Annotated in this window: 21 protein-coding genes and 1 pseudogene; 15 read left to right on the plus strand and 7 right to left on the minus strand. The window is 44.5% G+C overall.

The annotated features are described in order from the left end of the window. The coding region (locus tag ACWGOO_RS15410; RefSeq protein WP_452484780.1) for an S-layer homology domain-containing protein at positions 1-1,177 on the plus strand (1,177 nt) is incomplete at its 5' end. 236 nt (positions 1,178-1,413) lie between these two features. Further along, on the plus strand, positions 1,414-2,430 hold the full coding sequence (locus ACWGOO_RS15415; RefSeq protein WP_452484781.1) for an asparaginase: 1,017 nt from the start codon (positions 1,414-1,416) through the stop codon (positions 2,428-2,430). 213 nt (positions 2,431-2,643) lie between these two features. On the opposite strand, the gene ACWGOO_RS15420 is transcribed toward ACWGOO_RS15415, so the two are convergent. After that, entirely contained in the window at positions 2,644-2,889 is a 246-nt protein-coding gene (locus ACWGOO_RS15420) for a DUF6953 family protein (RefSeq protein WP_452484925.1), read from the minus strand. Positions 2,890-3,261: 372 nt separating this feature from the next. Between ACWGOO_RS15420 and ACWGOO_RS15425 the strand changes: the two genes are divergently transcribed. Then, complete coding sequence (locus ACWGOO_RS15425; protein WP_452484783.1) at positions 3,262-4,680, plus strand: helix-turn-helix domain-containing protein; 1,419 nt, start codon at positions 3,262-3,264, stop codon at positions 4,678-4,680. A 143-nt stretch (positions 4,681-4,823) separates the two neighbouring features. On the opposite strand, the gene ACWGOO_RS15430 is transcribed toward ACWGOO_RS15425, so the two are convergent. After that, complete coding sequence (locus ACWGOO_RS15430; protein ID WP_452484785.1) at positions 4,824-6,548, minus strand: ABC transporter substrate-binding protein; 1,725 nt, start codon at positions 6,546-6,548, stop codon at positions 4,824-4,826. Positions 6,549-6,694: 146 nt separating this feature from the next. On the opposite strand from ACWGOO_RS15430, the gene ACWGOO_RS15435 reads away from it, so the two are divergent. From ACWGOO_RS15435 to ACWGOO_RS15460, 6 genes are all read left to right on the plus strand, one after another. Continuing rightward, positions 6,695-8,233, plus strand: coding sequence for a DUF4153 domain-containing protein (locus ACWGOO_RS15435; RefSeq protein ID WP_452484787.1), 1,539 nt, complete (start codon positions 6,695-6,697; stop codon positions 8,231-8,233). 13 nt (positions 8,234-8,246) lie between these two features. Continuing rightward, entirely contained in the window at positions 8,247-8,813 is a 567-nt protein-coding gene (locus ACWGOO_RS15440) for a hypothetical protein (protein WP_452484789.1), read from the plus strand. Positions 8,814-9,175: 362 nt separating this feature from the next. After that, positions 9,176-9,850 carry a helix-turn-helix transcriptional regulator gene (locus ACWGOO_RS15445; protein ID WP_452484791.1) on the plus strand — a complete coding sequence of 225 codons (675 nt, stop codon included), beginning with the start codon at positions 9,176-9,178 and terminating at the stop codon, positions 9,848-9,850. A 248-nt stretch (positions 9,851-10,098) separates the two neighbouring features. Further along, entirely contained in the window at positions 10,099-10,797 is a 699-nt protein-coding gene (gene sdaAB, locus ACWGOO_RS15450; protein WP_452484793.1) for an L-serine ammonia-lyase, iron-sulfur-dependent subunit beta, read from the plus strand. Between the two features lie 22 nt (positions 10,798-10,819). Next, positions 10,820-11,710 (plus strand): L-serine ammonia-lyase, iron-sulfur-dependent, subunit alpha, encoded by an 891-nt coding sequence (sdaAA, locus tag ACWGOO_RS15455; RefSeq protein ID WP_452484795.1) that lies wholly within the window; start codon positions 10,820-10,822, stop codon positions 11,708-11,710. Positions 11,711-11,918: 208 nt separating this feature from the next. After that, entirely contained in the window at positions 11,919-13,238 is a 1,320-nt protein-coding gene (locus tag ACWGOO_RS15460) for an amino acid permease (RefSeq protein WP_452484797.1), read from the plus strand. A 75-nt stretch (positions 13,239-13,313) separates the two neighbouring features. Here ACWGOO_RS15460 and ACWGOO_RS15465 read toward each other — a convergent pair. Continuing rightward, positions 13,314-13,397, minus strand: a pseudogene (locus ACWGOO_RS15465) (IS6 family transposase); the annotation flags it as partial. 279 nt (positions 13,398-13,676) lie between these two features. On the opposite strand from ACWGOO_RS15465, the gene hmpA reads away from it, so the two are divergent. After that, positions 13,677-14,906 (plus strand): NO-inducible flavohemoprotein, encoded by a 1,230-nt coding sequence (gene hmpA, locus ACWGOO_RS15470; protein ID WP_452484799.1) that lies wholly within the window; start codon positions 13,677-13,679, stop codon positions 14,904-14,906. Positions 14,907-15,010: 104 nt separating this feature from the next. On the opposite strand, the gene ACWGOO_RS15475 is transcribed toward hmpA, so the two are convergent. The 3 genes from ACWGOO_RS15475 to ACWGOO_RS15485 form a co-directional block, all read right to left on the minus strand. Then, positions 15,011-15,229: a hypothetical protein gene (locus ACWGOO_RS15475; protein WP_452484801.1), complete on the minus strand. Its 219-nt coding sequence runs from the start codon at positions 15,227-15,229 to the stop codon at positions 15,011-15,013. 200 nt (positions 15,230-15,429) lie between these two features. Then, complete coding sequence (locus tag ACWGOO_RS15480) at positions 15,430-15,876, minus strand: AbrB/MazE/SpoVT family DNA-binding domain-containing protein (protein ID WP_452484803.1); 447 nt, start codon at positions 15,874-15,876, stop codon at positions 15,430-15,432. Between the two features lie 35 nt (positions 15,877-15,911). Next, positions 15,912-16,343 (minus strand): hypothetical protein, encoded by a 432-nt coding sequence (locus tag ACWGOO_RS15485; RefSeq protein ID WP_452484805.1) that lies wholly within the window; start codon positions 16,341-16,343, stop codon positions 15,912-15,914. 179 nt (positions 16,344-16,522) lie between these two features. Between ACWGOO_RS15485 and ACWGOO_RS15490 the strand changes: the two genes are divergently transcribed. From ACWGOO_RS15490 to ACWGOO_RS15510, 5 genes are all read left to right on the plus strand, one after another. Further along, positions 16,523-17,905 (plus strand): helix-turn-helix domain-containing protein, encoded by a 1,383-nt coding sequence (locus ACWGOO_RS15490; RefSeq protein WP_452484807.1) that lies wholly within the window; start codon positions 16,523-16,525, stop codon positions 17,903-17,905. Between the two features lie 233 nt (positions 17,906-18,138). Further along, positions 18,139-18,318, plus strand: coding sequence for a Spo0E family sporulation regulatory protein-aspartic acid phosphatase (locus tag ACWGOO_RS15495; RefSeq protein WP_452484809.1), 180 nt, complete (start codon positions 18,139-18,141; stop codon positions 18,316-18,318). A gap of 751 nt (positions 18,319-19,069) precedes the next feature. Next, a complete protein-coding gene (locus ACWGOO_RS15500) occupies positions 19,070-20,419 on the plus strand; it encodes a sodium-dependent transporter (RefSeq protein WP_452484811.1) in 1,350 nt (449 codons plus the stop codon). A 272-nt stretch (positions 20,420-20,691) separates the two neighbouring features. Further along, positions 20,692-22,650, plus strand: coding sequence for an acyltransferase family protein (locus ACWGOO_RS15505; protein WP_452484813.1), 1,959 nt, complete (start codon positions 20,692-20,694; stop codon positions 22,648-22,650). Between the two features lie 229 nt (positions 22,651-22,879). Continuing rightward, on the plus strand, positions 22,880-23,836 hold the full coding sequence (locus ACWGOO_RS15510; RefSeq protein ID WP_452484815.1) for a polysaccharide deacetylase family protein: 957 nt from the start codon (positions 22,880-22,882) through the stop codon (positions 23,834-23,836). 333 nt (positions 23,837-24,169) lie between these two features. Here the strand turns inward: ACWGOO_RS15510 and ACWGOO_RS15515 are convergent, their stop codons facing one another. Continuing rightward, on the minus strand, positions 24,170-24,529 hold the full coding sequence (locus ACWGOO_RS15515) for a glycoside hydrolase family 88 protein (RefSeq protein ID WP_452484927.1): 360 nt from the start codon (positions 24,527-24,529) through the stop codon (positions 24,170-24,172). Positions 24,530-24,601 lie beyond the last annotated feature (72 nt).

Consider the following 24,601-nt stretch of genomic DNA (forward strand, 5'->3'; position numbering starts at 1 on the left):
TACGGATAGCCGCGCGACAGCGGCTTTACAGCTTAATGGGGCTCCAGTTAACAATCCGATTAACCTAAGTTTGGGGTCGAATACCATTAGCCTTGTAGTGACTGCACAGGATGGAACGACGAAAAGCTATACGGTAACTGTTACACGAGCTCCCCGGTTGGTTACTGCCATCACAGTGTCCGGCGCTAGTGGAACAATGTCCGTTGGAGACTCTCTTCAATTTAGGGCAAATGTAACTCCTGACAATGCAACGGATAAGACCTTTAGCTGGTCGGTAATTGCTGGTACAGGGGAAGCAACGATCAATGCTGATGGTGTACTCGTTGCAACTCAAGAGGGTACTATTACAATTCAGGCAGTTGCTCATGACGGATCAGGTGTTGTGGGAACGAAAGTCATTACGATCGACAAACGTTCTTCTAGTCGTGGTGGTAGTTCTACTACAACTGACACTAATCTGACTCCTGCACCTGTACCGACTCCTGTACCTGCACCGGCTCCGACACCTGATCCTGCAAAGGATGTGTTCAAGTCAGATGTAGTGAAGGGTGACCTCAATGTTATTAAGAACATTGAGACTCGGATTCAGGGAGCTAAAAAAACTCCGGTTACAGCAACTCTTTCGGACACTAAAGGACACTGGGCTGAAAAGACTATTGATACTTTTGTAAAGCTGCATGTGATTAAAGGGTACAACGATGGTAAGTTCAAGCCGGATGGTAAGATCACACGCGCTGAATTTGCAGTGATTCTGAGTAGCGTGTTCGATATCAAAGGTGGCAACAATACGAGTGTTGCATTGAAGGACGTTGGTAGCCACTGGGCAAAAGACGCAATCAAGAAACTTGTAGAGGCAGGGGTAATCAGTGGATATGAGGAAGGTACGTTCAAGCCGGATAACACGATTACTCGGGAGGAAATGGTTGTTCTTTTATCCCGCATCTTAAATCTTAACAACGTATCGAAGGACATCACCAAAGGCAATTTCGATGACCTGAAGGGTTCTTATGCAGAAATCGAGATCAAAGCTGAAGCACAAGCAGGTATCATCAGCGGCAGAGCAGATGGAAAGTTTGATGCCAAGAGCAACTCCACACGTGCAGAAGCTCTGCAAATCGTCCTGAATGCGCTGAAGCTCAACCCGCAATTAAAGACGCTGTTGGATTCACTTAACTAATACCGTTTCTCCGAATAAAAGGGACAAGTGTATTTTGCACTTGGCTCTTTTGTTTTTTATTGAAAAAGATTAGTCAAAATATTGCCCTATAATCTATTTCCCCGCTATTGAGAAACTCCAGATTCATGAACGCAACTTCTTCATTCTTTTCCTTAGCAAAGTAGCTTCTCACACTTTTTCATGATAAATTCTAAGAACAATAAAGTGAAGATGTAATCGGGAAGGAGCATGGGCACATGAAAAAGGTTCTATTCATTAATACTGGGGGGACGATCTCTTCCTCCTATCAGGAAAATGGCCTGACACCAACCCAATCGGCTGAAAATATTTTGGCGGAAATTCCGGAGTTGAAGGAAATCTGTGAAATTGATGCCCATAATCTGATGAGCATTGATAGCACGAACACACAACCGGAGGACTGGGCTTCCATCGCCCGAATGGTACGTCGTTCCCTCGATCAGTACGACGGCATCGTCATTGCCCATGGCACGGATACGATGGCTTATACGGCTTCGGCGTTGAGCTTCATGTTGGGAACCGTAGGCAAGCCAGTCGTGGTGACGGGGTCACAGGTGTCCATTTTGGCTGAGCACAGTGATTCCAAGAAAAATGTAATCGACTCGTTCCTGACCGCATGTGGCGAGGTAGCGGGAGTATTTGTCGTATTTAACGGCAAAATCATCAACGGCAGCCGCAGCTCCAAAATCAGAACGCGCAGTTATAACGCTTTTGAGAGCATTAACTATCCGTATATCGGCCTCGTGGAAGACGGGAAGGTGGTCTACACAGAAGGCGTATTTGCGAATCGCGGTACCGTTCGCCATCCGTACAATGACGGGTATGCTTCGGAGGTATTTCTGCTCAGACTGATTCCGGGTACGAATCCGGCGATTTTCGATGCCATTCAGGGCTTGGGTTATAAAGGGATCGTGATTGAGGGCTTTGGCATGGGTGGCGTGCCCTTCAAGGAAAGAAGCCTGATCAGCAAAATTGAGGAATTAATGAAGGGTGGCATGAGTATCGTCGTGACCACCCAATGTCCTTATGAGGGCGGCGATCTGACGATTTACGAGGTGGGGCAGAAGGTGCTGGAAAAGGGTGTTATTCCGGGTTATGACATGACGACGGAGGCACTTGTGACTAAAATGATGTGGGCGTTGGGTCAGACCACTGACCCTGCGGAAGTAGCAAAAATTATGGCCACGAACTATGCGGACGAGGTTTCTTTGCCTATGGATACAGCCTCCTTGTAAGAGAAGCTGTATCCATAGCAGGAACGGGTAATCAGGACAGGCGACAGGGGTGCTCGGCTAACGCTGAGCCTGCCCCAGTCTATTTTGAATCTGAATAGCCATCATCCTGTTTCATAAGGAGAGCGCGAATGAGGAGGGACAATCAGTCAACTCCAGAAGATATATGGATGAATCATCAAAAAAACACCTGCCTATGGCAGATGCTTTTGCCTGTTACGTCCAGGCCCAGAGGAATCCGTCACGATCCCAGGCGATTTTACCGCCATGAAGCTTGCGAAACGCTTTTTTGATTTCCTTTTCGAGGGATACATGACCGTGCTCACTTATAAACACATACTGCTCTCCGTACTCAGAGCGTACATATGCAATCGCGTCCTCTTGTTTCAAGGTTCCCACTTCACGGATCTGCGCGACCATCCATGCTGCAATTTGCTGTTCTGTTGTAGGGGTGTTGTCCATTTGTCGTATCCTTTCCTTCGTTCCAAAATACACCGGATTATAGTTATATTGACCTATGGTAAGATAAGTGCTTTTCAATTCACTCTCCATATAGTATACGTAAATTACGAAATTACCAAATCTGTCGACAACAGCCCCTGTTTGGGGTTGGATTCGTTTGTAAATACGAAACTTATTATTCATATATACATAGATGAAATGTAAGGTGGAGAGAAGAACTGTCGGCACGTGATAAGCATGTCGTGTCTATAGCGCACAATTCACTCAGGCAGTTGGCGAGGCAGGCTATTTTATGTATAATTAAGGGAATATTCACGGGAATTATCTTTTTTTGTATAGTAATCACGCAAGTAATCCCTGGGGGTGCCTGATTTGAAGGAAACAACTACAATTCGCGCAGAGCTGGAGCAGTATATCAGACGAGAAGGAATTTCGATAAGTAAGTTTGGAGTGAGCACAGGTATTAATGTAGGAACGATTAGTGCCATTATCAACGGCAATCGGCCGATTGCGATGTTGCTATTGGATCGGATTGCGGCAGGTATGGGGCTTGAAGAGGGAAGTCTCTATGAGCTGTACATTGAAGAATTTATACGGAATACGGCACCGAATTGGCGGCGGGTTCGTCCACTTTTGCACCGCTGCGCAGAGCTGAACAAGCTGGATTGTATGGAACAAGTCGTGGAGTTCATGATGGACTATCTGATGTACGCTCCGGCTTTGTTTGAGACGGCAGAAAAATTGTTCAGAGAAGGCAAGTTTGCGGCAGCGGCTATCATCTATAAAAATGTGTCTGAAAGCGAGAAGTATCAACATTCCGAGCGTCTGGCCCTCTGCCAGTATCGGTTATTTACAATCGCTGTAGGTGAGGATCAGGACGAAAATTTATGGGCCGCCACACATTTTGAAAGCTTTGTAGACCGACTGGGTGAAGCGGATCAACTGGATGCATTAAAGGATTTGATTAATACCTATGTCTCCTTGCGGCGTTGGGACAAAGTAGAATGGTTAGCCGATAAAATGGGCCGCAGAGCTAAGGCGCAATATGAACAAAAATACGGACAAACCAGAAAATCAGAGTGTGGCAAGGAACCAAAAAGTCCTTTGTTTAAGTATATTGTATATTCTTATGTGCTGCGTGCCGGGGTGTGTGATGAGCGTGGGGATTATCAGAAGGCGCTGGAATATGTATCCTTATACTCTGATTTGAGCTGGGTGCAAGAGGATACGGAAGAAGCTCGGCGTTTGAAGGCTCTTTGTAGCAACTGGGCTGAGGCCAATGGGTATTTATATCAGTTGATGTCCGGCCGCCTGGATGTAATTCCTCAGTATGTGAATTATTTGGAAAAAAACGAAGGCGAAATTTGGATAGGGTTGCTTAAAATTATGATGGCGGCCAACCGTTATGATTTTAATGTAGATCATGTACTGAAGCGTTTTGAAAAACAAATTGAGGCATTTGCAGATCAGCATGCCAAAGTAGGCACCTACACGGAACAAATGTCAGCAGACCTCTATGCACGATTTTTGGCAGAGATGGCTTGTTATGATCTTAACAAAGATCGTTATACCAAAGGTATGAAATTCTTGCTGGAGAGCCTTTCCTATTCCGTAGTGCTGAATGGTAATCCTGTCACCATCAAATGTGTAGGATTATTCGAAAAGTATCGGCATACTGCCTCTTCTGAGGACAAAGAGGAATATAAAAGCTTACTTGGAGAGGTAGAGTACATCCATGATAAAAAAGATCGTTTTTTTCTCTACTCGCATTTAATGTTCTTATCCTATTGAATTCTTCACCCGTTACCTCTTCTATGGAAGATCCGGTCTGGATTGCGGTACCCCAAAGGTATTCTCTTGTGAAAATGAGGATACCTTTTTTGGATCGTGCCGTGTACTCGAATGGACTGCTTTGCCTTTCAAGGGTTGGATGATTAAGGTAAAGCAGGTGGAAACCAGACATGACGCAGATCCACCCAGCCCTGGCTGTTAAAAGATACGCCACGCACAGAAGGGAGATAGGCCGTCTGAATGGGTTTTTCATATAAAATATACAGCTGGTGTTCATGGATGAGACGAGTTTCGATATGTTCAAATTGGCGTGCCCTGACTGTATGATCCGCTTCTCGTGCAATATCTCGCAGCAGTCTTTCTATATCAACACGGCTATGCGGCTGGACATGCCCGGACACATTGAGATACAGATCGAACAGGCGCAATTGCTCATCACGGTCACGAAACAGAGAAAAGATGATCAAGTCCGATTCCATACGGATGGAGGAACTTTTGAATTCATTCATGGATGCAGCCACGATGTTACAGGTATACCCGCACGATTCCAACTGGGACGCGACCCGGTCTGCATCGGCTCTATACTCGGGAATGGTGGCAATTTGCAACGTTGTTGAGGATTTATACGAATCGTCAGATGCATCCACCATCGGAGGGAGGCTACGATGATCCAGACACGAGACAATTCGGGCTCGCACTTCCGGGTTACGTAACGGCCCATCCTTGTGGGTATTGCATGTGATAAATTTACACACCGAAGCCGCCGAGTGAATCTGACTCCATGCAGTATCCGTGTTCCCGGCCAATACGGGATTGTGGATGATATGAAAAGGCGAGGCTGTATCTGCGGTATCTGCCGTTGATTCCGGCTTGGCCGCCCACGGGAGCTGAACAATTTCCACCCGGTCGAGATGGGCGCGGCCTTGAAAATAAGGAGCGAATGCCTCCAGTATGCATAAGCTCTCGTTCATCTCCGTGACCTTGAAAGCCCCTGTGCCAACAGGGCGAATACCAAAGGCCGCTTCACCCGCCTGATTCAGCTCACGGGGTACGATGGCGGCACGACTGGTACACAGGAAGGACAGAAACAGCTCGTTCGGTTCTTTCAGCTCGAAACGTACCATTGTCGGACTTAGCGCCTGTACGTGCTTGATCTGCCGAACGATAAAATGGTACAGCCTCCGTCCCGGCGCACGGATCAGCCGCTCAAAGGAATAGACCACATCCTCGGCGGTCAGTATTTTGCCGTTATGGAACAGCACTTCCTTACGCAAGAAAAAGGTCCATTGCGTACGGGTAGCATCTACTTCCCAAGCGTGCGCCAGCCCCGGTAAAATCTCACCGCTCTCGTTTGCCCGGCGGGCCAACCCGTCAAAGACATGGCTGGATACGAAGGACTCCGCGAGCCAGTTCATGTACAGCGGGTCCAGCGTATATAGCTGCTGGCGAATAGGTAGGCGCAGTGTGTCAATCTGTTGCTGATCGCTACGAACCTCCGCGTGATGCCCGAAGTAGTTTAGCAGCCAGCCTTGCAAATGCTCCTGCATCGTGGATGAACGCGAATGGGCCCGGATTTCATCCAGCGCGCGTTTGATGTCGTGACGGTTGATGGCCTGCATCATGGACTGCACCGCAATGTCCTCCGGCTGAATCAGGAAACGCAGGCTGGAGCGGCGGCCCCTGCCTCGGCGGGGAGTCCACTGTATCCAGTCATGATGTTCCATTTTCTGGATGATCATCAAGGCGTTGCGGTGGGTACAGTCAAAAATAGCCGCCAGCTCATCCAGCGTAGTCTCTATCGTATGATTCTCGTCCCTGTCGTCAGCAGTGTGCGAGTGAAGTCTTAAAAATTGGGCATGAAGTTTCATAAATGGTTGCTCCGTTTCCCCTATAGATGATTACAGCGCAGTCGTATATATAAAATAGGAAATTTTACATGGATTAATTTCTCTTTATCTTCTTATTTTATCATCTACAATAAGGGTTATAAAGCATATTTGTGGAGGTATTTACCATGCATGGTGAGTTGAGTGGAACATCTTTGCCGAAATCGTCGTTTCTGTCCGCCTTTGCTGCGGCGATTGTGTTGGCACTGGTTCATCAATATTTATTTTACGGGCATGCGCTGGGCGTGTCTCTTCCGATTTTTGTCATTCTGTTCTACACCTATATGTATGTCTATAACCGGGATCGTATCCGGCTTCACTTGTGGATGGGCAGATTGCTGTTTGCTGTAATTGTACTGCTGTCACTGACATATGCGCTGTTTGATAATCCGGTTCTATATGTGTTAAATGCATTGGCTATACCTGCTCTGATTAGTGTACATATGGTGGTGGTGCTCGGGGAGAAGAGGCATAGCTGGTCGGAACCGGGTATCATCGGGCAGGCGTTAAGCCATTTGTTTTATCAAAATCTGCGGCATATTGTGACTCCGTTTCGGATGTTCAAGACAGCAGCCTTTCGGAATGTAAAGGATGAGCGCAAGCGTGTATTGGGGAAAGTGATGATCGGTTTGCTGATCGCCCTACCGCTGCTGTTCATCATTATATCTCTACTGGCATCAGCGGATGGAATGTTCAAAGAGCTGTTATCGGGTATACCTTCATGGATCGGCACGCTGTCTTTGGGTAGCGGAATGCTGCGGCTAATCTGGACCTGCTTTTTTACCTTTTGTTTTTTCTGCTATTTGTGGGGATTCGTACAACCTGCTTTGCGTGATCCAGAGCAAGAGGTTCAGTCGTGGCACGGGTTAAGCGAGCGTACGAATGGTCAAGTACCTTACCATGAGCCAGTCGCTATCACATTTGATCCTGTGATTACAGCTACGGTGTTGATCGTTATGAATCTGGTGTATGTTGTGTTCGTCGTGTTGCAGTTCGGATATCTGTTTGGTGCATGGGAAGGCGCTCTGCCCGTAGGAACCTCGTATGCGGAATATGCGAGAAGGGGCTTCGGGGAGCTGGTTATGGTGACAGGCATTAACTTTGTCCTGATGATCAGTGTGCTAAAGTGGGCCGAATTCGGCTCAAGTATATTGCAAAAAATGAACAGAGGCCTGCTGTACATACTCGTTGGTTGCTCGGGTGTGATGCTGTACTCGGGATATACCCGGCTGGTCATGTACGAAGAGGCCTACGGATATACGTACACCCGTTATCTGGTACACGCGTTTATGATTTTTCTGGGCTTGCTGCTGCTCATTGCAGCAGTGCGTATTCATGTCCGTCAGCTTCCGCTGGCGAAATATTATATTGTACTCGCTCTGGTGGCCTATGTCGTCGTGAATTATGTGGGCATTGATGTACGGATTGCTGAAAATAATCTCGAACGGTATCGTACTACATCGGTGATCGATAAGGAATATTTAAGTGGGCTATCAGCGGATGCTATTCCGCTGCTGATTGAATTTAGCCGTAAGGAACACGGAGCAATGGATAAGCTTCTACAAGGTCGCCTGATGAGCATGACGAGGGGAGAAACGGCATGGCCTGCGTTCAATTGGGCTGAATATCGGGCACAGCGCAAGCTGCAAGACTATATCTTGGAATGAGAGGTGCTTGGGAATGATCGGAACAGATGCAGTACAGGGTATGGTGTTGGAGCTACAAAATGAGATGTCACAGTATCAGCATCAGTTTGATGTAAGACGGAACAATTTTCTCGCGGAGGCTATGTACCTCGGCTTGAGTGAGGAGGAGGCCCGTTCTTATGCTATCCAGAGCATGGGTCCGGTCGTTCCCGTCACGTATATGCCCACGCTGGCTCCCGGCAAAGCCCGGCCGCTCAGTCCAATGCTGGAAGCACGCTACCGTTATGCCGGGTACTGGCAGGACCTGGGGGAGCATATGCTCTTGCCGGATGATGTGTTGCGGATCGCAGGCACAGAGCGGTTTCGCGGCTGGATCAGCGACATGCGGAACTATTGGGTGGAATCGGCCCCATATCGATTTGGGGATGATCGCCTTTCGCTCCTGTCGGTTTCCAACGAGGAGGAAGGCCACTTTTCCATGCTGGTCTGGAAAGAGACCGGTGAGGAGCCAGAGATATGGACGTATGCTTCTCAGCATGAGTACCGATTCAGCCATCTGCTGCACTGGTTCAAATGGCTGAACGGGCGGAGCGAGGATTGAGGGGCAACCATGATCAAAAGCCGGAATTGACCGACAAATACGCTTTAACACACATATCGAAGTGTATTTTCCAGTCAAGTCCGTAAAACGGAGGACGAGTTATCAAATTGAAGTACACCGTTAATATAACAGGGCATACGGCATGGGCTGTATGTCTTGTTTTTTTTGGCATTAAAGGATTTATAAGTTTAGGGGTTCCCAAGGCTTTTTGCAGGAAAGATAAAAAGATATTGACAGTGTTGTGAAGCCTCTTGCAGGAATCAACTTTTTTCTATATAATTACGACAAGTTGATTGAATTAACTAAATTTGATTAGATCAACTTTCAGGTTATTACCCAAGGAGGGAGGTAATCCTTTTACGATGTCATACTTATCTTTTACAGACGAGGATCACTTGATTATAAAGTCTTATGAAGCTCTGGTCTATGGCATTGCGGACTACTTAGGACCGGAATGCGAAGTCGTTCTGCACAGCTTGCATGATTATAATCAGTCCGCAGTCGTAATCGCCAACGGTCACCACTCCGGAAGAAAGGTAGGCGCTCCTATTACCGACCTGGCCTTGCGTATGCTTAAGGAGCTTGAGAATTCAGGCGCTAAACAATCCAAAAGCTACTTTACCCGTGGCAAGAACGGCCAGCTAATGAAGTCCAGCACCATCGCTATTCTAGGTAAGGATAATAAAATTATCGCCTTGTTGTGCATCAACATGAATCTTGACGGTTCCCTGTCAAACTTTCTTAACACCTTTTCGCCGAATCAGCTCTTATCTCCTGAAAACAATGTGAAAGAGAATTTCGCTAATTCAGTGGAGGATCTGCTGAAGAACACCATAGAAACGACGATTCACGAGGTCGGGGCTTCCCAAGAGATCCCGCATCATAATCGGAATAAAGAAATTATCAGACTGCTCTTAGAACGAGGCGTCTTTCAAATGCGCGATTCGGTGGCTATCGTTTCCAATGCGCTTAAGATTTCAAAGCACACGGTTTACTTGCATTTAAGAAATTATAATAACAATCAAGGGGAAGATTAACTTTCTAATCGACAACAAGAAAGCGCATACATGGATTGATAGTTTAGTGAGGAAATTGCTCATGAAAACTATTCAAGGAACGGCGAGGCGTTGCTGCTTCGGATTACTGGAAAAAATAAACCAACTATTGAATAAAACGAAAGAAGCCTTTGGCTCCGGTTTGGATCGCTTCTTTAAGTAATTCAACCAGCATTTCCGATGACTTCTTTACGGAAAGTTGAGAAATAATAAATTATGGGGTTGCTTATATGAACATGAATGTAACATCTATTAAAGAAAAAAAGGTTGTTAAATACAAAAGTTGTTTTGACGTGATTGGGCCGGTAATGATAGGTCCTTCAAGTTCACATACTGCAGGTGCTTTAGCTATCGGGACAGTTGCCAGCAAATTATTTCAAGGGATTCCAAAAAGAGTCGTTGTAAAGTATTATGAGTCATTTGCTGAAACCCATAAAGGGCACGGAACTGATTTTGCAATTATTGCTGGGATATTAGGATTTGCTGCCGATGACAGCAAAGTGCCAGATGCTATTAAAATAGCAGAATCTAAAGGAATTGACATTACCTTTATTGAAAAATCAGGTGATAGTCCAGCTTGTCATCCAAATACGGCAGATGTATATTTAGAGAATGAAAGTCGAAGTATTAGAACGATGGGTATTTCGGTCGGCGGCGGATTAATTGAAGTCAAACATGTTGAAATTGACGGATTTAGCTTAGATCTGCAGGGGCCATTGCCAGTTATTATTGCGATTTCTGAAAGAGCTGACTTTGAACTTGTTTTACGCAGGATCTTTAAACAATATGATGTGGAAATTAACAACTATTATACTTTAGAAGAAAACGGAAAATATTTATATGCATTCGCTTTGGATTCGCTATTGCCTGGTAATGTTCAGAAGGAACTGGGAAGTTTAGAAAGCATAGCTAATATTATTATCCTTTAGTTACATTAGGAGTGGAAAAAATATGTATATGACCATAAAAGAAATTGTAGATGCAGCCAATAAAAGGAAAAAACAAATTTATGAATTAGCAATCGAACAGGAAATGGAACAAACTAAAAATTCCTATGAAGAAATTTGGAGTAAAATGGAAATAAATTTAACAACCATGGAAAACTCCATAAATAAAAGTATCGAGGGCGACGGGGTATTTTCTCCGACCGGTTTAAGCGGAGGTGACGCTGTTAAAATAAAAAAATATCGAGAAAATGGAAAAACTCTTTCTGGAGATTTGATGGTGTTAGGGGTTCAAAGTGCTATCGGTGTTAATGAAGTAAACGCTTCATTAGGGGTTATTTGTGCAACTCCAACAGCAGGTGCGAGTGGGACGATCCCGGGAGTTCTATTTAGTATTAAAGATACGTTGCAGTTAAGCCATGAGGATATGGTCCATTTTCTATTCACTTCAGCTTTATTTGGAATGATAGTCGCAAATAATGCTTGTATTTCCGGAGCGTACGGAGGATGTCAAGCTGAAGTAGGCAGTGCCTCAGCAATGGCGGCTGCAGCAGCGGTAGAAGCTGCCGGAGGAACGCCACAGCAATCTTCTGAAGCTTTCTCAACCGCATTACAAAATTTACTCGGTTTAGTTTGTGATCCGGTCGCTGGTTTGGTAGAAATCCCCTGTGTAAAGAGAAACGCCATTGGAACGGCAAATGCTTTAGTAGCAGCGGACATCGCATTAGCCGGCGTGAACAATATCATCAATGCTGACGAAGTTATTGAAGCGATGTATAGAGTTGGAAGACAGATGCCTCGCGAATTAAGAGAGACAGGTTTAGGCGGAATTGCGGCCACACCTACAGGAATTACTATTAAGAGTAAAATTTTTGGAGATATCCAAGTAAAACAATAAATAGTTATTGAAAGCATTAGGAAATATTTAACAATTATATTCTCTATTGTTTTCCTAAGGATGTCTGTATAATGAGGCTATTATCACTAAAATATACTACTATACAACGATGTGGCGAACCTTGTAAGCAATTCATTTTTCAAGAATGATCAATATTCCTAAGCCTTAAGAAGAGACGTAAGAACAGGATACAAGGAGGAATTATTATATGAATGGGAATACTGCAAAAAAAGTAGAATTTCAAGCTGAGAATACTGCAGTAAAAAATGGGGAACATCCAGAACCTAAAAAGTGGCATAAACAGGACACTACCTGGGCATTGAGCCTTTTTGGAACAGCTATTGGAGCAGGAGTACTCTTTTTACCTATTAATGCAGGTGCAGGTGGTTTATTGTCATTACTGTTAATTACCATACTTGCTTTTCCTGTTATGTATTTTTCACATAGGGCGCTTGCTAAAATGATAAACGCTTCCAATTCTGGGAATGATGGGATTACAGGTACAATAAGAGAGTATTTCGGAAATAAGGCAAGTATAATTTTTAACATAGTATATTTCTGCTCAATTTATACTATTGTGCTGATGTATTCGGTTGCGCTTACAAATACTGCAAATAGTTTTATCGTGAATCAATTACACATGGCGGAGCCTCCAAGGGCCATTTTATCGCTTGTATTAGTACTCGGTCTTATAGCTATACTAAATTTTGGTCAAGATATTACTGTAAAGATAATGAGCATGCTAGTATATCCTTTCATAGTTTCTCTACTTTTTATCGCAATATCTTTGATTCCACAGTGGAATACGTCAATGCTTAGTTTTTCAAGTGTTGCTACTGCTTCAACAGGATCAGGATATTTTGGAACGATATTGATGATATTACCAATCATAGTATTCTCGTTTAATCATTCTCCTATTATTTCGTCATTTGTTACGAAACAGAGAGCTACCTATGGAACATTAGCTTCTGATGCCAAATGTTCTCAAATACAAAAAGTTTGTTATATCATGACATTCGTCGTTGTTATGTTCTTTGTTTGGAGCAGTGTCTTGAGTTTGACTCCAAATGATCTTATAATGGCAAAAAAAGAGAATTTGTCAATCCTATCCTATCTTGCTAATGAGCTTAATTCGCCTCTAATCACTATTGGAGCTCCACTCATTGCTTTTATGGCCATAACAAAGTCCTTCCTTGGCCATTATATAGGAGCATATGAAGTAATGCGTGACATGATTATCAAGCTCAGTAAAACACGCGGAAAAAATGTAGAAGAAAAAACAGTGAAGACAATGATCCTTGCTTTTGTCGTATTATCATGCTGGTATGTTGCTTATGCAAATCCAAGTATTCTTGGAATCATTGATTCCCTTAGCGGTCCGTTAGTTGCTGCTATCTTATGTCTATTACCAATGTATGCGATCCGTAAAGTACCAGTACTAGCTAAATACAGAGGGAAAATAAGCAATGTATTTGTCATTGTTATAGGTTTACTTACTGTCCTAGCAAGTATTATGTCATTATTCTAATTCACTATTGTTGGTTCTAGTGCAAAAATAGTGGGATATGAAAAAAGAACGAAATATTCCTAGCGGAATTGAATTTTATGTTGTTAAACCAAAGAAATCGTGGATAAGATATATCTGAATTTGGACAGACTTCTCACCTTGGAGAGTTTGTCCTTTTTTTTGCCATGAGGATATCCTCTCCAAATGTCACTTGAACCCCCACGATAACATGGAGGTTTTTTTTAAGTGTCTACTTAAAGGGAATAATACCGCTCTAGAAACTGGTTTTAAGGTAGAAGTTACTTTAATGGAAATTTTTTTAAATTTAAAGTGACTGCAATCACACAGGCGATGCTTTCTCGTCGATATACTTGGGCTGTACTTAGGTGATACACAATCGGTAGCTTGTGTGAGGGCTCCTTTTGTCCACCTTATTTTGGAGAGAAGAGGGATGCAAAGATGCTGAGTGAGCAAACCATTGTAACGATCAAATCGACTGTGCCTGTATTAGAGGTGCATGGAACTACAATCACCAAGCTTTTTTACCAAATGATGTTCGAGGCTCATCCTGAGCTTCTCAATATATTCAACCACGCGAACCAGAAGCAGGGACGTCAGCAGGGAGCGCTTGCCAATGTTGTATATGCGGCTGCACAGCACATTGACCGTCTGGAGGAAATCCTTCCGGTGGTGCGTCAGATTGCACACAAGCATCGCAGTTTGGGAATTAAGCCTGAGCATTATCCCATCGTCGGAAAATATCTGCTTGCCGCGATCAAGGATGTGCTGGGTGAAGCGGCTACAGATGAGATCATCGACGCGTGGGCTGATGCCTATGGTGTGATCGCTCGTGTATTTATAGACGTGGAAGCTGACATGTATAAGGAAGCGGAGCAGCAGCGTGGAGGCTGGTCGGGTTTTAAGGGCTTTGTTGTGCAGAAAAAGATCAAGGAAAGCGACGAAATTACGTCTTTTTATCTGGTGCCGCAGGATGGACAGGAGCTACCTGTATTCGAGCCGGGACAATACATTAGCTTACAGGCGCATATTCCGGGTGAACCTAACACCCACATCCGTCAATACAGCCTTTCCGATGCGCCGGGCCAGCCTTACTACCGGATATCGGTGAAGCGCGAGGCTGCTGTGACGTCCCGCCCGGCGGGGAAAGTATCTGTGTATCTGCATGAGCAGGTGCAGGAAGGCGATGTACTACAGGTATCTGCACCTGCTGGCGATTTCACGCTGGATCGGACAGACCACAGACCTGTCGTGCTGATCAGTGCCGGGGTTGGGCTGACACCGATGGTCAGTATGCTGGCTTCCTTGGTGAGGTCGGCATTGGATCGCCCCATAACCTTTATTCACGCAGCGGTTAACGGTGATCATCACGCTTTGCGTGATGAGGTGGATAAGCTGGTGTTGCCCCATGCACAAGCCACAGCTTGGTGGTGCTACAGCAGACCAACGGAGCAGGATCGGCTGACGCAGGCCTTTCACAAGGAAGGCCGCCTGGACCTGTCCTGGTTGCAATCCGTGATACCGGATCGTAACGCGCAGTATTACTTTTGCGGTCCTGAAGCGTTCATGCAATCAGTGTATGGTCTGCTGAAGGAGTGGAATATCCCTGCTTCGGATATCCACTATGAATTTTTTGGCCCTGCCAGTGCGTGGGAAGCAGAAGCGAAGTAAGACGCTTAAAAAGACGAAGGATAGATTCCTTCGTCTTTTGTTGATCATCACGTTTGGGGATTATATCTATTTGGCTGCTCGTGTTACATAAATGCTGTTAATCCTCAGACTGTTCCGTCCTGATCGGGAGGTTGCAGAAACGCTGCATGATGCGGCATATACTGGCGTAAAGCCTCTGGAATACGGATCGAGCCGTCTCCTGTTGGTGATTCTCCAACAGCGGGATCAATATTCGTGGGAAGCAACGGCTGTATTGTTGAGCGTGTAGGCGTATTGCTCCTCTCCTGCGATACGGTACGTCTGATCCACTTGATATCCAGCATGACAAGATGTCATAACTCTCCAATCCACTTTGCTCCGCTCCGCTATAACGGGCGGGTGTCCGGTTTACTTAGGAATACATGTTCATATCCTACACTCATGTATGTTCCTTGGCGTAAACGCCTCCGAGTTGGATGCTCTTCACGGGCGGAATGTCGTTTGCTTTTTTGTTAGTATACGGATTTTTGACAGGTTCATCGAGCTACAACAGCTTTTTAAGCTGCGATATACGGCCTTGTGACACGCCAAGCCATTGTGCATATTCGCCCTGCTTGGCACGGGGATGCTCATGCACAAGTTCTCTTAGGCGTTGGATTAATTTTTGTGATGATTGGTTGACTCTCTTTCCTTTGTACGCAGGTTTCTTAACCATTGGAGCAAGAGTGCGACTAACGCCTATATTTCCTTTTAGATTTTGTATACAGTTTTTACATAAAAGTGAATTTCTAAAATAGGTCAGATCTTCGACAGCATTACATAGCTTACAGGCGACTCCGATATACTTTTGCATACTCAAAAAACCGGTTTCAATATCCATATAAAATTCTAAAGGATCGCCAACAGCGATACCCATAGACTTCCACATTTCTTTAGGAATAACGATTCGGCCTAACTGATCTAAAGATCGAGTCATACCTGTATTCTTCATATGATATCCTCCTTCTTCATCTGACTTGGCAAAGCTCATTCCTCCAGTTGGACACTTGCTTGATCGAACACTTGTTGTATGAGTTGGCTTATGCGAGCTTCTGAGATACCCAACATGCCGGCATATTGCTGTTGTGTAGCATGGGGATGGCTTTCATATAGATCTAAAAGAAGCTGGGCCATGATCTCTTTGGGTGGAAAGACTTGTACACGCATAGATACGATCTTGAGCAAATAGCTGCAATTTTTACATATGAGAAAGCCTTTGAAGTCACTTAATTCTTCGGTAGAGAGACAAAAATGACAAGACTGCCCGTAGTATCTTTGTAGTAATAGCGTACCCGTCTTTCCATCTGCAAAAAATTCAATAGAATGACCGTGAAAAATATTGCATGTATATAGGATTTCCTTGGGAATGACTAAGCGCCCTGTAGTGTCTAATTTTTTTGTCATTTTTACATGAGGCATTGCCAAAGACCTCCTATTACCAAGATAAAAATCAATAAAATAGAAGTATTTATTGTTCTTCCAAAAGGTGGTATTATCAGGAGTAGTCAAAACTTCTATCACAGTATAAGTTTCCAAAATATATTTTTTGAAAAAAATGTGTATCATATTAAAGTTCACGCTGAAAGGGTGGTATATTTATGGAAATTACACCCAAGATTAGAGCAGAATTAGAAAGATACCTAAAACAAGCAGGCTTGAGCATGACCGGGTTTGGACACATTGCTGGCATGAATCCGGGTACGGTGAGCGGTATCATAACGGGTAATCGTACCATTTCGGTGCACCAATTGGATCGCATTACGTTAGGAATGAATTTACCAGCAGACCATTTTTATGAAAGATATATTGAAGAAAGTGTGATAGATGCACCGCTGAACTGGAAAAGAATTAGCCCATTCTTGTACCGCTGTGTGCAGTTTCAGCGCGTAGACTGTTTGCAAAAAGTAGTAAGTGTGCTGCTGGATAATCTGGGCTATCTTCCTTATCTCTTTGCATTAGCAGAGGATTGTTATAAACAAGATTATCGGGAAGCAGCGGCTTACCTATACGAGAATGTCGCTGAGGGCGAAAAACAGCAGCATTCGGAACGGCTTGCGATCTGCCAATATCGCTTGTTCACCCTTGCGATCGGAAAGGATCAGAATCACAATATGGACGCCGCCGCTAAATTTGAATCGTTTGTCCATCGTTTGCATGAAGCCGACCAACTGGATGCGCTGAAAGATTTAGCGAATGTGTACAGAGCATTGAGCCAGTGGGACAAGGTATATAAGTATGCAAAGCAGATGGGACAGCTAGGGAGAATATACTATGACATGGTTCATAACTCTGAGCGCAAGGAAAAAGAACCACAAAAGAAGCTAAGTAGGCCGCCTTTTGTATACATAGCCTATTCCGAGTTGCTGTGTGCTCATGCCTGTGATGCAAAAGGGGATCATGAGCAGGCATTAGTACATCTTCAAGGTTATACTGATCTAAGCTGGGTCAAGGAAACTGACCCGGACACACTGCATTGTCTGGGGCAATTTCAGCGATGGGCGAAAATTAATACTTACGTGAACAAGCTTATGTCAGGAGATATTAGTGTCCTACCAGATTATGTAGAATATATGGCAGGCGAAGAATATATTTTCAACGAACTCTTAAACGTCATTGAAGCAGCTAATCAGTACAATATTAATGTTGATCATATCCTCAAGCGCTTTGAACCCCAAATTGCAGCGTATCAGGAGCCATCCCCTGCTGATATTAAGCAACAATTTTTGCCACAGCAGTATGCTCGGTTTTGGTACAAGATGGCCAAGTATAGCCTTAATAAAGGAAGATATTCATATGGTTTCGAGTGCCTTTTAGTCGCTTGGGAAAAAGCTCTTACAATTAATAATCAACTGATTATCTCAAATTGTGCACGATTATTTGATCGTTTTAGTGTGAATGCTGTCTTTAAAGCAGGGAAAAAACTTCGAAAAATGTGGAAAGAAAATGATCAGAAAGATGGTTTTGTTCTTGACAGCAATTAGCTTTGTACTGGTACTCGTACTCGTACTACCAGTTCAGGCTAAAGATCCTACCCTTGGCACATTCAAACCGCAAGACCACATTGGTGGATTTTGATTCAGAACTAATTCATTACCATTGACCAGCCTAGCCGCTGGTCTTTTTTTGTTATATTTTTCTGATTTTGATTACTAAAATATTGAAGCATATTTCCACATTCCATCCTAAAATGAGACACATTAGGAGGGAATGCGCTATGAATACAGATGAAACGTTAAATCAACAGTTGGAAGATGCCCGGCAACGATTGCATGATCTGTACGAAGAGTATGGTTTCGGACATGCCTGTGTGCTTGAACAGTCTATGTTTTTGGATGAACTGATTAATCAGTACAACCGTATGTTTCAGACCAAGAAGCCGACCCAACTGGTATAACCAAACATCCTCATGCTTTCAAAGCCACATCACCTACATTGTTTTTCTTGCCTTAGCATGACGCCTGGTTTCGTTCAAGTAAATAAAACAGATGCCGTTTATGCAAAACAATTCCTCCTCTCATCTAACTAGTATAATCATTCTATATAATGGCTTTTTTAAAAGAAAAATACATTAACATGTCATAAAATGTAATTAATTTTGGAGTGGTAAGGTAAGAGTTAATGCACATATTAATTTCAAAAACCAACCAATGACCCATAAAACCTATCCTTTGGCCTAAAGGAAATGGAAATGTAAGATTGTTAAAAGCTTTGGAGGGTTAGCTATCTAGGAAAGGGGATTCATTTATAGGGGATTATTGAACATTTGCGTAAATCATGTGATATAAATATTGTAATAATTACCATTTATATAAGATTAAAAAGATATTAGTCATTCGTGCATGGTTTTGTTCGACGATGCGGGCCTGGAGGACTTGGCAACCGCTATCGGTTGAAGGAATTGGAACGGGCTGGTTGGGGCATTATAATACTGTGTCTGGGCGAGACCCTCATAAGAAAAAGGATGTCGTAGTGCAAATGTAGTTTTTTGTTGGATTGTGTAGATATCCGACAATATGAAAATAAATTCGATAATAGTGAAAAATTTTGCATGACCTTATAACCTACTTACGCTATAATGAGTAAAAATTATTTATGTACGCCGCATGCTTATGTTTAGGCGGAAGTAGAAAGAATGAGGGGATATAATGAATTTGAGCAAGGGGCAGAATAGCCTGAATGATAAAAATGAACGCTTCTCATCGGCCGGATTCATAATGGCAGCGATCGGGAGTTCGGCAGGACTAGGTAACATTTGGAAATTTCCATATATTACTGGACAGTATGGTGGAGCGGCATTTTTCATGTTGTTTATCTTCTGTCTGTTGCTTGTGGGTTTACCTGTATTGCTAGCTGAGCTGGCGCTTGGTCGAGCGGGCCGAGGCAGTGCTGCTTCTGCTATGGTAAAAGTAGGCGGTCATCCGATTTGGGGTAAGTTAAGCATCATGTATGTTATTATCCCGTTCATCATTTTATCGTTCTACAGTATTGTAGGGGGCTGGACGCTCCATTATGCTGTACAGGCATTCACCGGAAAGTTGTTCTCTAATAACGATTTTGCCGGACAATTCGCTACATTCTCTTCGGGCTACGCACCACTAGCCTGGCTGTTTATTGTCTTTGTTATTTCCGCAGCAGTCGTTATTTTGGGTGTATCCAACGGGATTGAACGATTCAATAAAATTCTGATCCCTGCCAAAGTCATTCTCTTGCTCGTCTTAATGGTGAATGCCCTGTTGCTGCCAGGTGCTGGCGCGGGCGTATCCTTCTTCTTGAATCCTGATTTTTCTAAGCTCACGCTAGAGTCCGCATTGGTTGCTTTGGGACATGCTTTCTTCTCACTCTCGCTGGGTATGGGGATTATGGTGACGTACGGTGCGTATGTGGATCGCCGCCAATCGCTGGGTACGGCTGCATTGGCTATTGGAGGGGGCGATTTGATCTATGCCTTTATCGCGGGTATGATTATTTTCCCAACTACGTTCTCCTTCGGTATTAACCCGGCTCAAGGGCCGTCTTTGGTCTTTATCGCATTGCCAGCGGCGTTTTCCGCTATGCCTTTCGGTTCGTTTTTCGGAAGTTTGTTCTTTGTACTGCTGGCGAGTGCAGCCATCGGCTCTATGGTATCTATGTTGGAGGTGCCTGTCGCCTATGTGATCGAACGTTTCCGCTGGAGCCGTGTCCGCGCGGTTATCGTCATTTCCATCCTGTGCCTGTTGATGGGTGTTCCATCAGCATTGTCTATGGGACTGGTGCCGGAACTGAAAGTTGGAGGCAAGTCATTCTTTGACTTTGTAGATTTCACTGCGTCCAACATCTTGTTGCCGCTCGGTGGCTTGATGGTGGTCATCTTTGTAGGATATTTTTGGAAAAATGCAGCAGAGGAAGCGAATCTCAAGTCTATATGGTTCCGCATCTGGTTGTTCAGCCTTCGGTATGTTTCGCCGATCCTGATGGTGCTGGTATTCCTATACACCTCAGGCATCATCAAATTTTAAGCTAAAACCAATAAAAAGGCATTTTTCCCTAAGGGGAGAGATGTCTTTTTTTGTATATCTATCAGTAGTTACCTAAGTGTGGAAAGGAGTGATATAATAAAAACATTGTCATTAATTTTAACTTCAATGAAATCCTTACGATTACGAAGTTTTATATAATGAACGAAAAGGCTACAGGGCATCGCACAAAAACGATGTGCAGGAGAGGGAAAGGGCAGAAGAGCATTGAAACAGACAGGGAGCGTTATTTTGCATGAAGGATGGCGGCTGAAATGAAGTCTAATCCGTTGCCATCACAACGTCGGTATATGCCGGGACTGGACGGATTAAGAGCGCTGGCGGTCATCGCGGTCATTGTGTATCACTTGAATCCGGATTGGTTGCCGGGAGGTTTGTTGGGTGTAGGCGTTTTTTTTACGTTATCGGGGTATTTAATCACGGATATTCTGGTAAGTCAGTGGGATACATATCATAGTTTCAAAATAAAAGATTTCTGGTTGCGTCGGGCCAGAAGGCTGCTGCCTGCCATGCTGACGGTTGTAGCCGTCATTGTCCTGTGCTCGTTGCTTTTCGATCCGTCACGGCTCACGGCCTTGCGCGGAGATGTGCCTGCTGCATTGGTATATATGAGCAACTGGTGGTTTATTTTTCATCAGGTATCGTATTTTGAAAGCTTTGGTCCGCCTTCGCTGCTCGGACATTTGTGGTCGCTGGCGGTGGAGGAACAATTCTATATTCTGTGGCCGTTACTGCTGGCGCTTGGACTGAAATACATGCCCAAGCGCATTGTGTTCGCAGGCTGGGTAATTTCTCTGGCGTTGATCTCTGCGCTGCTGATGGCAGTGATTTACGTGCCGGGAACCGATCCGAGCCGGGTGTATTATGGCACGGATACGCGTGGTTTCGCCCTGCTGATCGGTGCGGTGCTGGCTTTGGTATGGCCTAGCGGCAAGCTTAAAGGGCAAGCGTCTGCCAAGGCGCGTTTGCTTTTGGACGGCATCGGCGCAGTAAGCTTGCTGTTGCTGTGTTACTGGGCGTGGGCCTCGAATGAATATGACCCGTCTTTGTATCGGGGTGGCTTACTGGGCATAGCTTTGGTCACTGCTATTGTAGTCGCGGTGTTAGCGCATCCGGTGAGCCATCTCGGAAAGCTGCTTGGACTCAAGCCGTTGCGCTGGATTGGTGCCCGTTCCTACGGGCTATACCTGTGGCATGTTCCGGTTATCACCCTGACGACACCGCAGGTGGACACCGATGGTGTGCATGTGATGCGCATCATTTTACAACTATTAGCAACGATACTGCTGGCTTCCCTCTCCTTTAAATATATCGAGCAGCCGATCCGCTACGGAGGATTCCGGCGCTGGATTGCAGGAATCCGTACAGCAGTTGGCAGACAGGCACGGTGGAGGTGGATGCCTGCAACCGCAGCACCTGTGCTTTGTATAGGAGTTCTTATAGGCACCATTCACCTGTACGTGGCGTCTACTGACGCAACCACGCAGACAGCAGCGGCGAATGAAGAGAATCCAAGCGGGAGGACGAAGGCAGTGCCGCCGCTTCACGGAACCGTATCCGTGGCTTCGAAGGAGCCGAAAGCCAAGCTGCAAGGTTCCGGGGGCAACAACGTGCAGGACGAAACGAAGGTTCAGGCTCAAACCCAAACGCCAAAGAATACGGAGAATAAGGCTGGCACTACGGATGAGGCTAATGTGCAATCGGATATTTCAACCCAACAAGCTACGCCCAAAGCAGATGATGGCACAGGTGTAACCGCGATTGGGGATTCTGTCATGCTGGATGTGCAGTCGTATATTCAGCAATCTTTTCCAAGCGCGGTTGTAGACGGACGGATCGGTCGACAGATGGCGGAAGCGCCTGCCGTGCTGGAACAGTTGAGACAGAACGGACAGCTGGGGAAGACAGTCATTATTGAGCTGGGCACAAACGGCGCTTTTACCAAGGATCAATTAACCGATTTACTCGTCAGTTTGAAGGATGCGAAGCGTATTATCCTCGTGAATACCCGTGTGCCGCGTCCGTGGGAGAGTATCGTGAACAGTCATCTTGCCGAAGCGGCAGCCCAAGATGCACGGATTACGATGATCGACTGGTACGGAGCCAGCTCTGGTAAAAACTCGTATTTTGAACATGACGGAGTTCATTTGAAGCCCAAAGGCGCCAAAGCCTATGCATCTTTGTTAGCTCAGGCTTTGACAAAGCAATCTTAGATAGTAATCGTTGTCAGGTAGCTGTGATGCGCAAATATCACGGCTCCTTTCTATATTAGCTAAGACAATTTTCAGGGGGTTTACTTGTTGTTTTGAAGCCTGAAGGGTAACAACTCTTTGTTATTTGGCTACAATTTTTCATTTTTATTCTACTTATTTATGGTAAGGTTACCTAATATGAATATGTCTAATTTCGGGAAATAATATTGTAGTGGGGGTACATAAGCTAATGGAAAAGAGTTACACACATAGCAGGACAAGAGAGCATCGCATGAAGAGGAACAAAAGAAGATTAATATTCATTGCTATTTTATTATTCGTGATCGGTTGTATTACACTCATTGTTCTAAAGGTTTCAGATGGCAAACCACCAGCCCAAACACTGGAGCATGCTAAAGAAACAGATGCCGTATCCAATGACAAACCAATAGGTAAACCGACTGCCGAATCGAATGGCAAAGCAGCTTCACATAAAAATGATGCCGGAGTGGAAGATGTGGCCTTTGTTGAAAAATATTTAAATCAACAAATGCTGGGACAGATGCCTGATGGAGCTGACGGTAAAAAAGTAGCTTATTTATCTTTTGATGATGGGCCATCCGTGACTGTGACACCTCAAATATTGGATATTCTTAAAAAACAGAAGGTTAAGGCAACCTTTTTTGTCGTAGGAAAGGAAGCAGGTGAGAATGAACATACGAAGAACATCATCAAAAGAATTGTTGCAGAAGGTCACGCTATAGGGAACCATACGTATTCACACAACTATAAGTATTTATATCCTCACAAGGCTGTAAGTACGGACAACGTTATGAAGGATATTGAGAAGAACAACCAAACCTTAAAAAGTATTCTGGGACCGAATTTCTCGACAAGAGCGATCCGATTCCCCGGAGGTCATATGACGTGGAAGAAAAGAGATCCCAAGGGTATGGCCGCATTAGATGCAGCTTTACTAAAAAAGGATTACCACCAAGTGGATTGGAATGTATTAACTAAAGATGCAGAGGGAGCATCCAAGAAAGCGAACGGACTCATAAACCAATTCATGAAGACTGTTAAGGGTCGAGAAAAAGCCGTGATATTAATGCATGATACCTATGGTAAGGAAGAAACAGCAAAAGCCTTGCCGATAATCATAGAATATTTAAAAAAGCAGGGATATGAATTTAAGATTATGAAGTGAATATAGGTTTAGTTGCTCCAGTTTGCTTGTATTCAATTTTGTAGCCACACTTTTTTTTATTTACGATGGGGAATTCATTAATGAGAGAGAGTATGACCACATCAAATAGAACAAAAAGTGAAACAATTCAAGCTATTCAAGAACAGATTGATGAGGTTCGGCTACTGACTGTTGGCTTCGCAAAATGAGTGCAAGGGAGATATAACAAGGCAACTTACCTATCATCTCTGTAGCTAAAACAAGAAAAGGACGAGGGCCATTGGCCTTCGTCCTTTTCTGTTGTAGAAGATGTACATTCCGTCCACTTTAGAGCCGTTCCGCTTCAGCCATCGCCTAAATGAAGGCTCCGATACCTTTGGGATCGTTCGTCACAATCGGCTCGCTGGTATAATAGGCGAATGTACCGTCCCGTCGATAATGCCCTTGCAGATAATCTCCGCTTTCCTCATCACGTACTTCCAGCAGGGCCTCCAGTGTTTCCTTCAGCATGCGCAGCAGGTCAGGACGGTCGGCATGGTCTTCCGGAATATAGCCCAGTACGCCAACGAGGGCCATGTCAAACCAGCCGCTGGAGCGTCCCCAGAAGTTCTTGGAGCAGCCTGCCTCCGGATTACACCAAGGCTGTTCGCGTTGTGATCTATATATTATTCGATGCTGTATTATACATGGAATGTTGAAACTTATGCATCCAATTTAACTGCGTGAAATGATAAATTGGTGTATAATAAACCATTGGACCCAAGAAAATTTTTCCACGAAAAGGAG

Source organism: Paenibacillus sp. NPDC055715, assembly GCF_053617595.1.

Excerpts from the sequence above, each read along its gene's own strand:
- ACWGOO_RS15475 (WP_452484801.1), bottom strand. The coding sequence starts at position 15,229 with ATGCTGGATATCAAGTGGATCAGACGTACCGTATCGCAGGAGAGGAGC.
- sdaAB (WP_452484793.1), top strand. The coding sequence starts at position 10,099 with ATGAACATGAATGTAACATCTATTAAAGAAAAAAAGGTTGTTAAATAC.
- ACWGOO_RS15445 (WP_452484791.1), top strand. The coding sequence starts at position 9,176 with ATGTCATACTTATCTTTTACAGACGAGGATCACTTGATTATAAAGTCT.
- ACWGOO_RS15435 (WP_452484787.1), top strand. The coding sequence starts at position 6,695 with ATGCATGGTGAGTTGAGTGGAACATCTTTGCCGAAATCGTCGTTTCTG.
- sdaAA (WP_452484795.1), top strand. The coding sequence starts at position 10,820 with ATGTATATGACCATAAAAGAAATTGTAGATGCAGCCAATAAAAGGAAA.
- ACWGOO_RS15430 (WP_452484785.1), bottom strand. The coding sequence starts at position 6,548 with ATGAAACTTCATGCCCAATTTTTAAGACTTCACTCGCACACTGCTGAC.
- ACWGOO_RS15500 (WP_452484811.1), top strand. The coding sequence starts at position 19,070 with ATGAATTTGAGCAAGGGGCAGAATAGCCTGAATGATAAAAATGAACGC.
- ACWGOO_RS15510 (WP_452484815.1), top strand. The coding sequence starts at position 22,880 with ATGGAAAAGAGTTACACACATAGCAGGACAAGAGAGCATCGCATGAAG.
- ACWGOO_RS15495 (WP_452484809.1), top strand. The coding sequence starts at position 18,139 with ATGAATACAGATGAAACGTTAAATCAACAGTTGGAAGATGCCCGGCAA.
- ACWGOO_RS15415 (WP_452484781.1), top strand. The coding sequence starts at position 1,414 with ATGAAAAAGGTTCTATTCATTAATACTGGGGGGACGATCTCTTCCTCC.
- hmpA (WP_452484799.1), top strand. The coding sequence starts at position 13,677 with ATGCTGAGTGAGCAAACCATTGTAACGATCAAATCGACTGTGCCTGTA.
- ACWGOO_RS15480 (WP_452484803.1), bottom strand. The coding sequence starts at position 15,876 with ATGAAGAATACAGGTATGACTCGATCTTTAGATCAGTTAGGCCGAATC.
- ACWGOO_RS15460 (WP_452484797.1), top strand. The coding sequence starts at position 11,919 with ATGAATGGGAATACTGCAAAAAAAGTAGAATTTCAAGCTGAGAATACT.
- ACWGOO_RS15490 (WP_452484807.1), top strand. The coding sequence starts at position 16,523 with ATGGAAATTACACCCAAGATTAGAGCAGAATTAGAAAGATACCTAAAA.
- ACWGOO_RS15505 (WP_452484813.1), top strand. The coding sequence starts at position 20,692 with ATGAAGTCTAATCCGTTGCCATCACAACGTCGGTATATGCCGGGACTG.
- ACWGOO_RS15440 (WP_452484789.1), top strand. The coding sequence starts at position 8,247 with ATGATCGGAACAGATGCAGTACAGGGTATGGTGTTGGAGCTACAAAAT.
- ACWGOO_RS15420 (WP_452484925.1), bottom strand. The coding sequence starts at position 2,889 with ATGGACAACACCCCTACAACAGAACAGCAAATTGCAGCATGGATGGTC.
- ACWGOO_RS15485 (WP_452484805.1), bottom strand. The coding sequence starts at position 16,343 with ATGCCTCATGTAAAAATGACAAAAAAATTAGACACTACAGGGCGCTTA.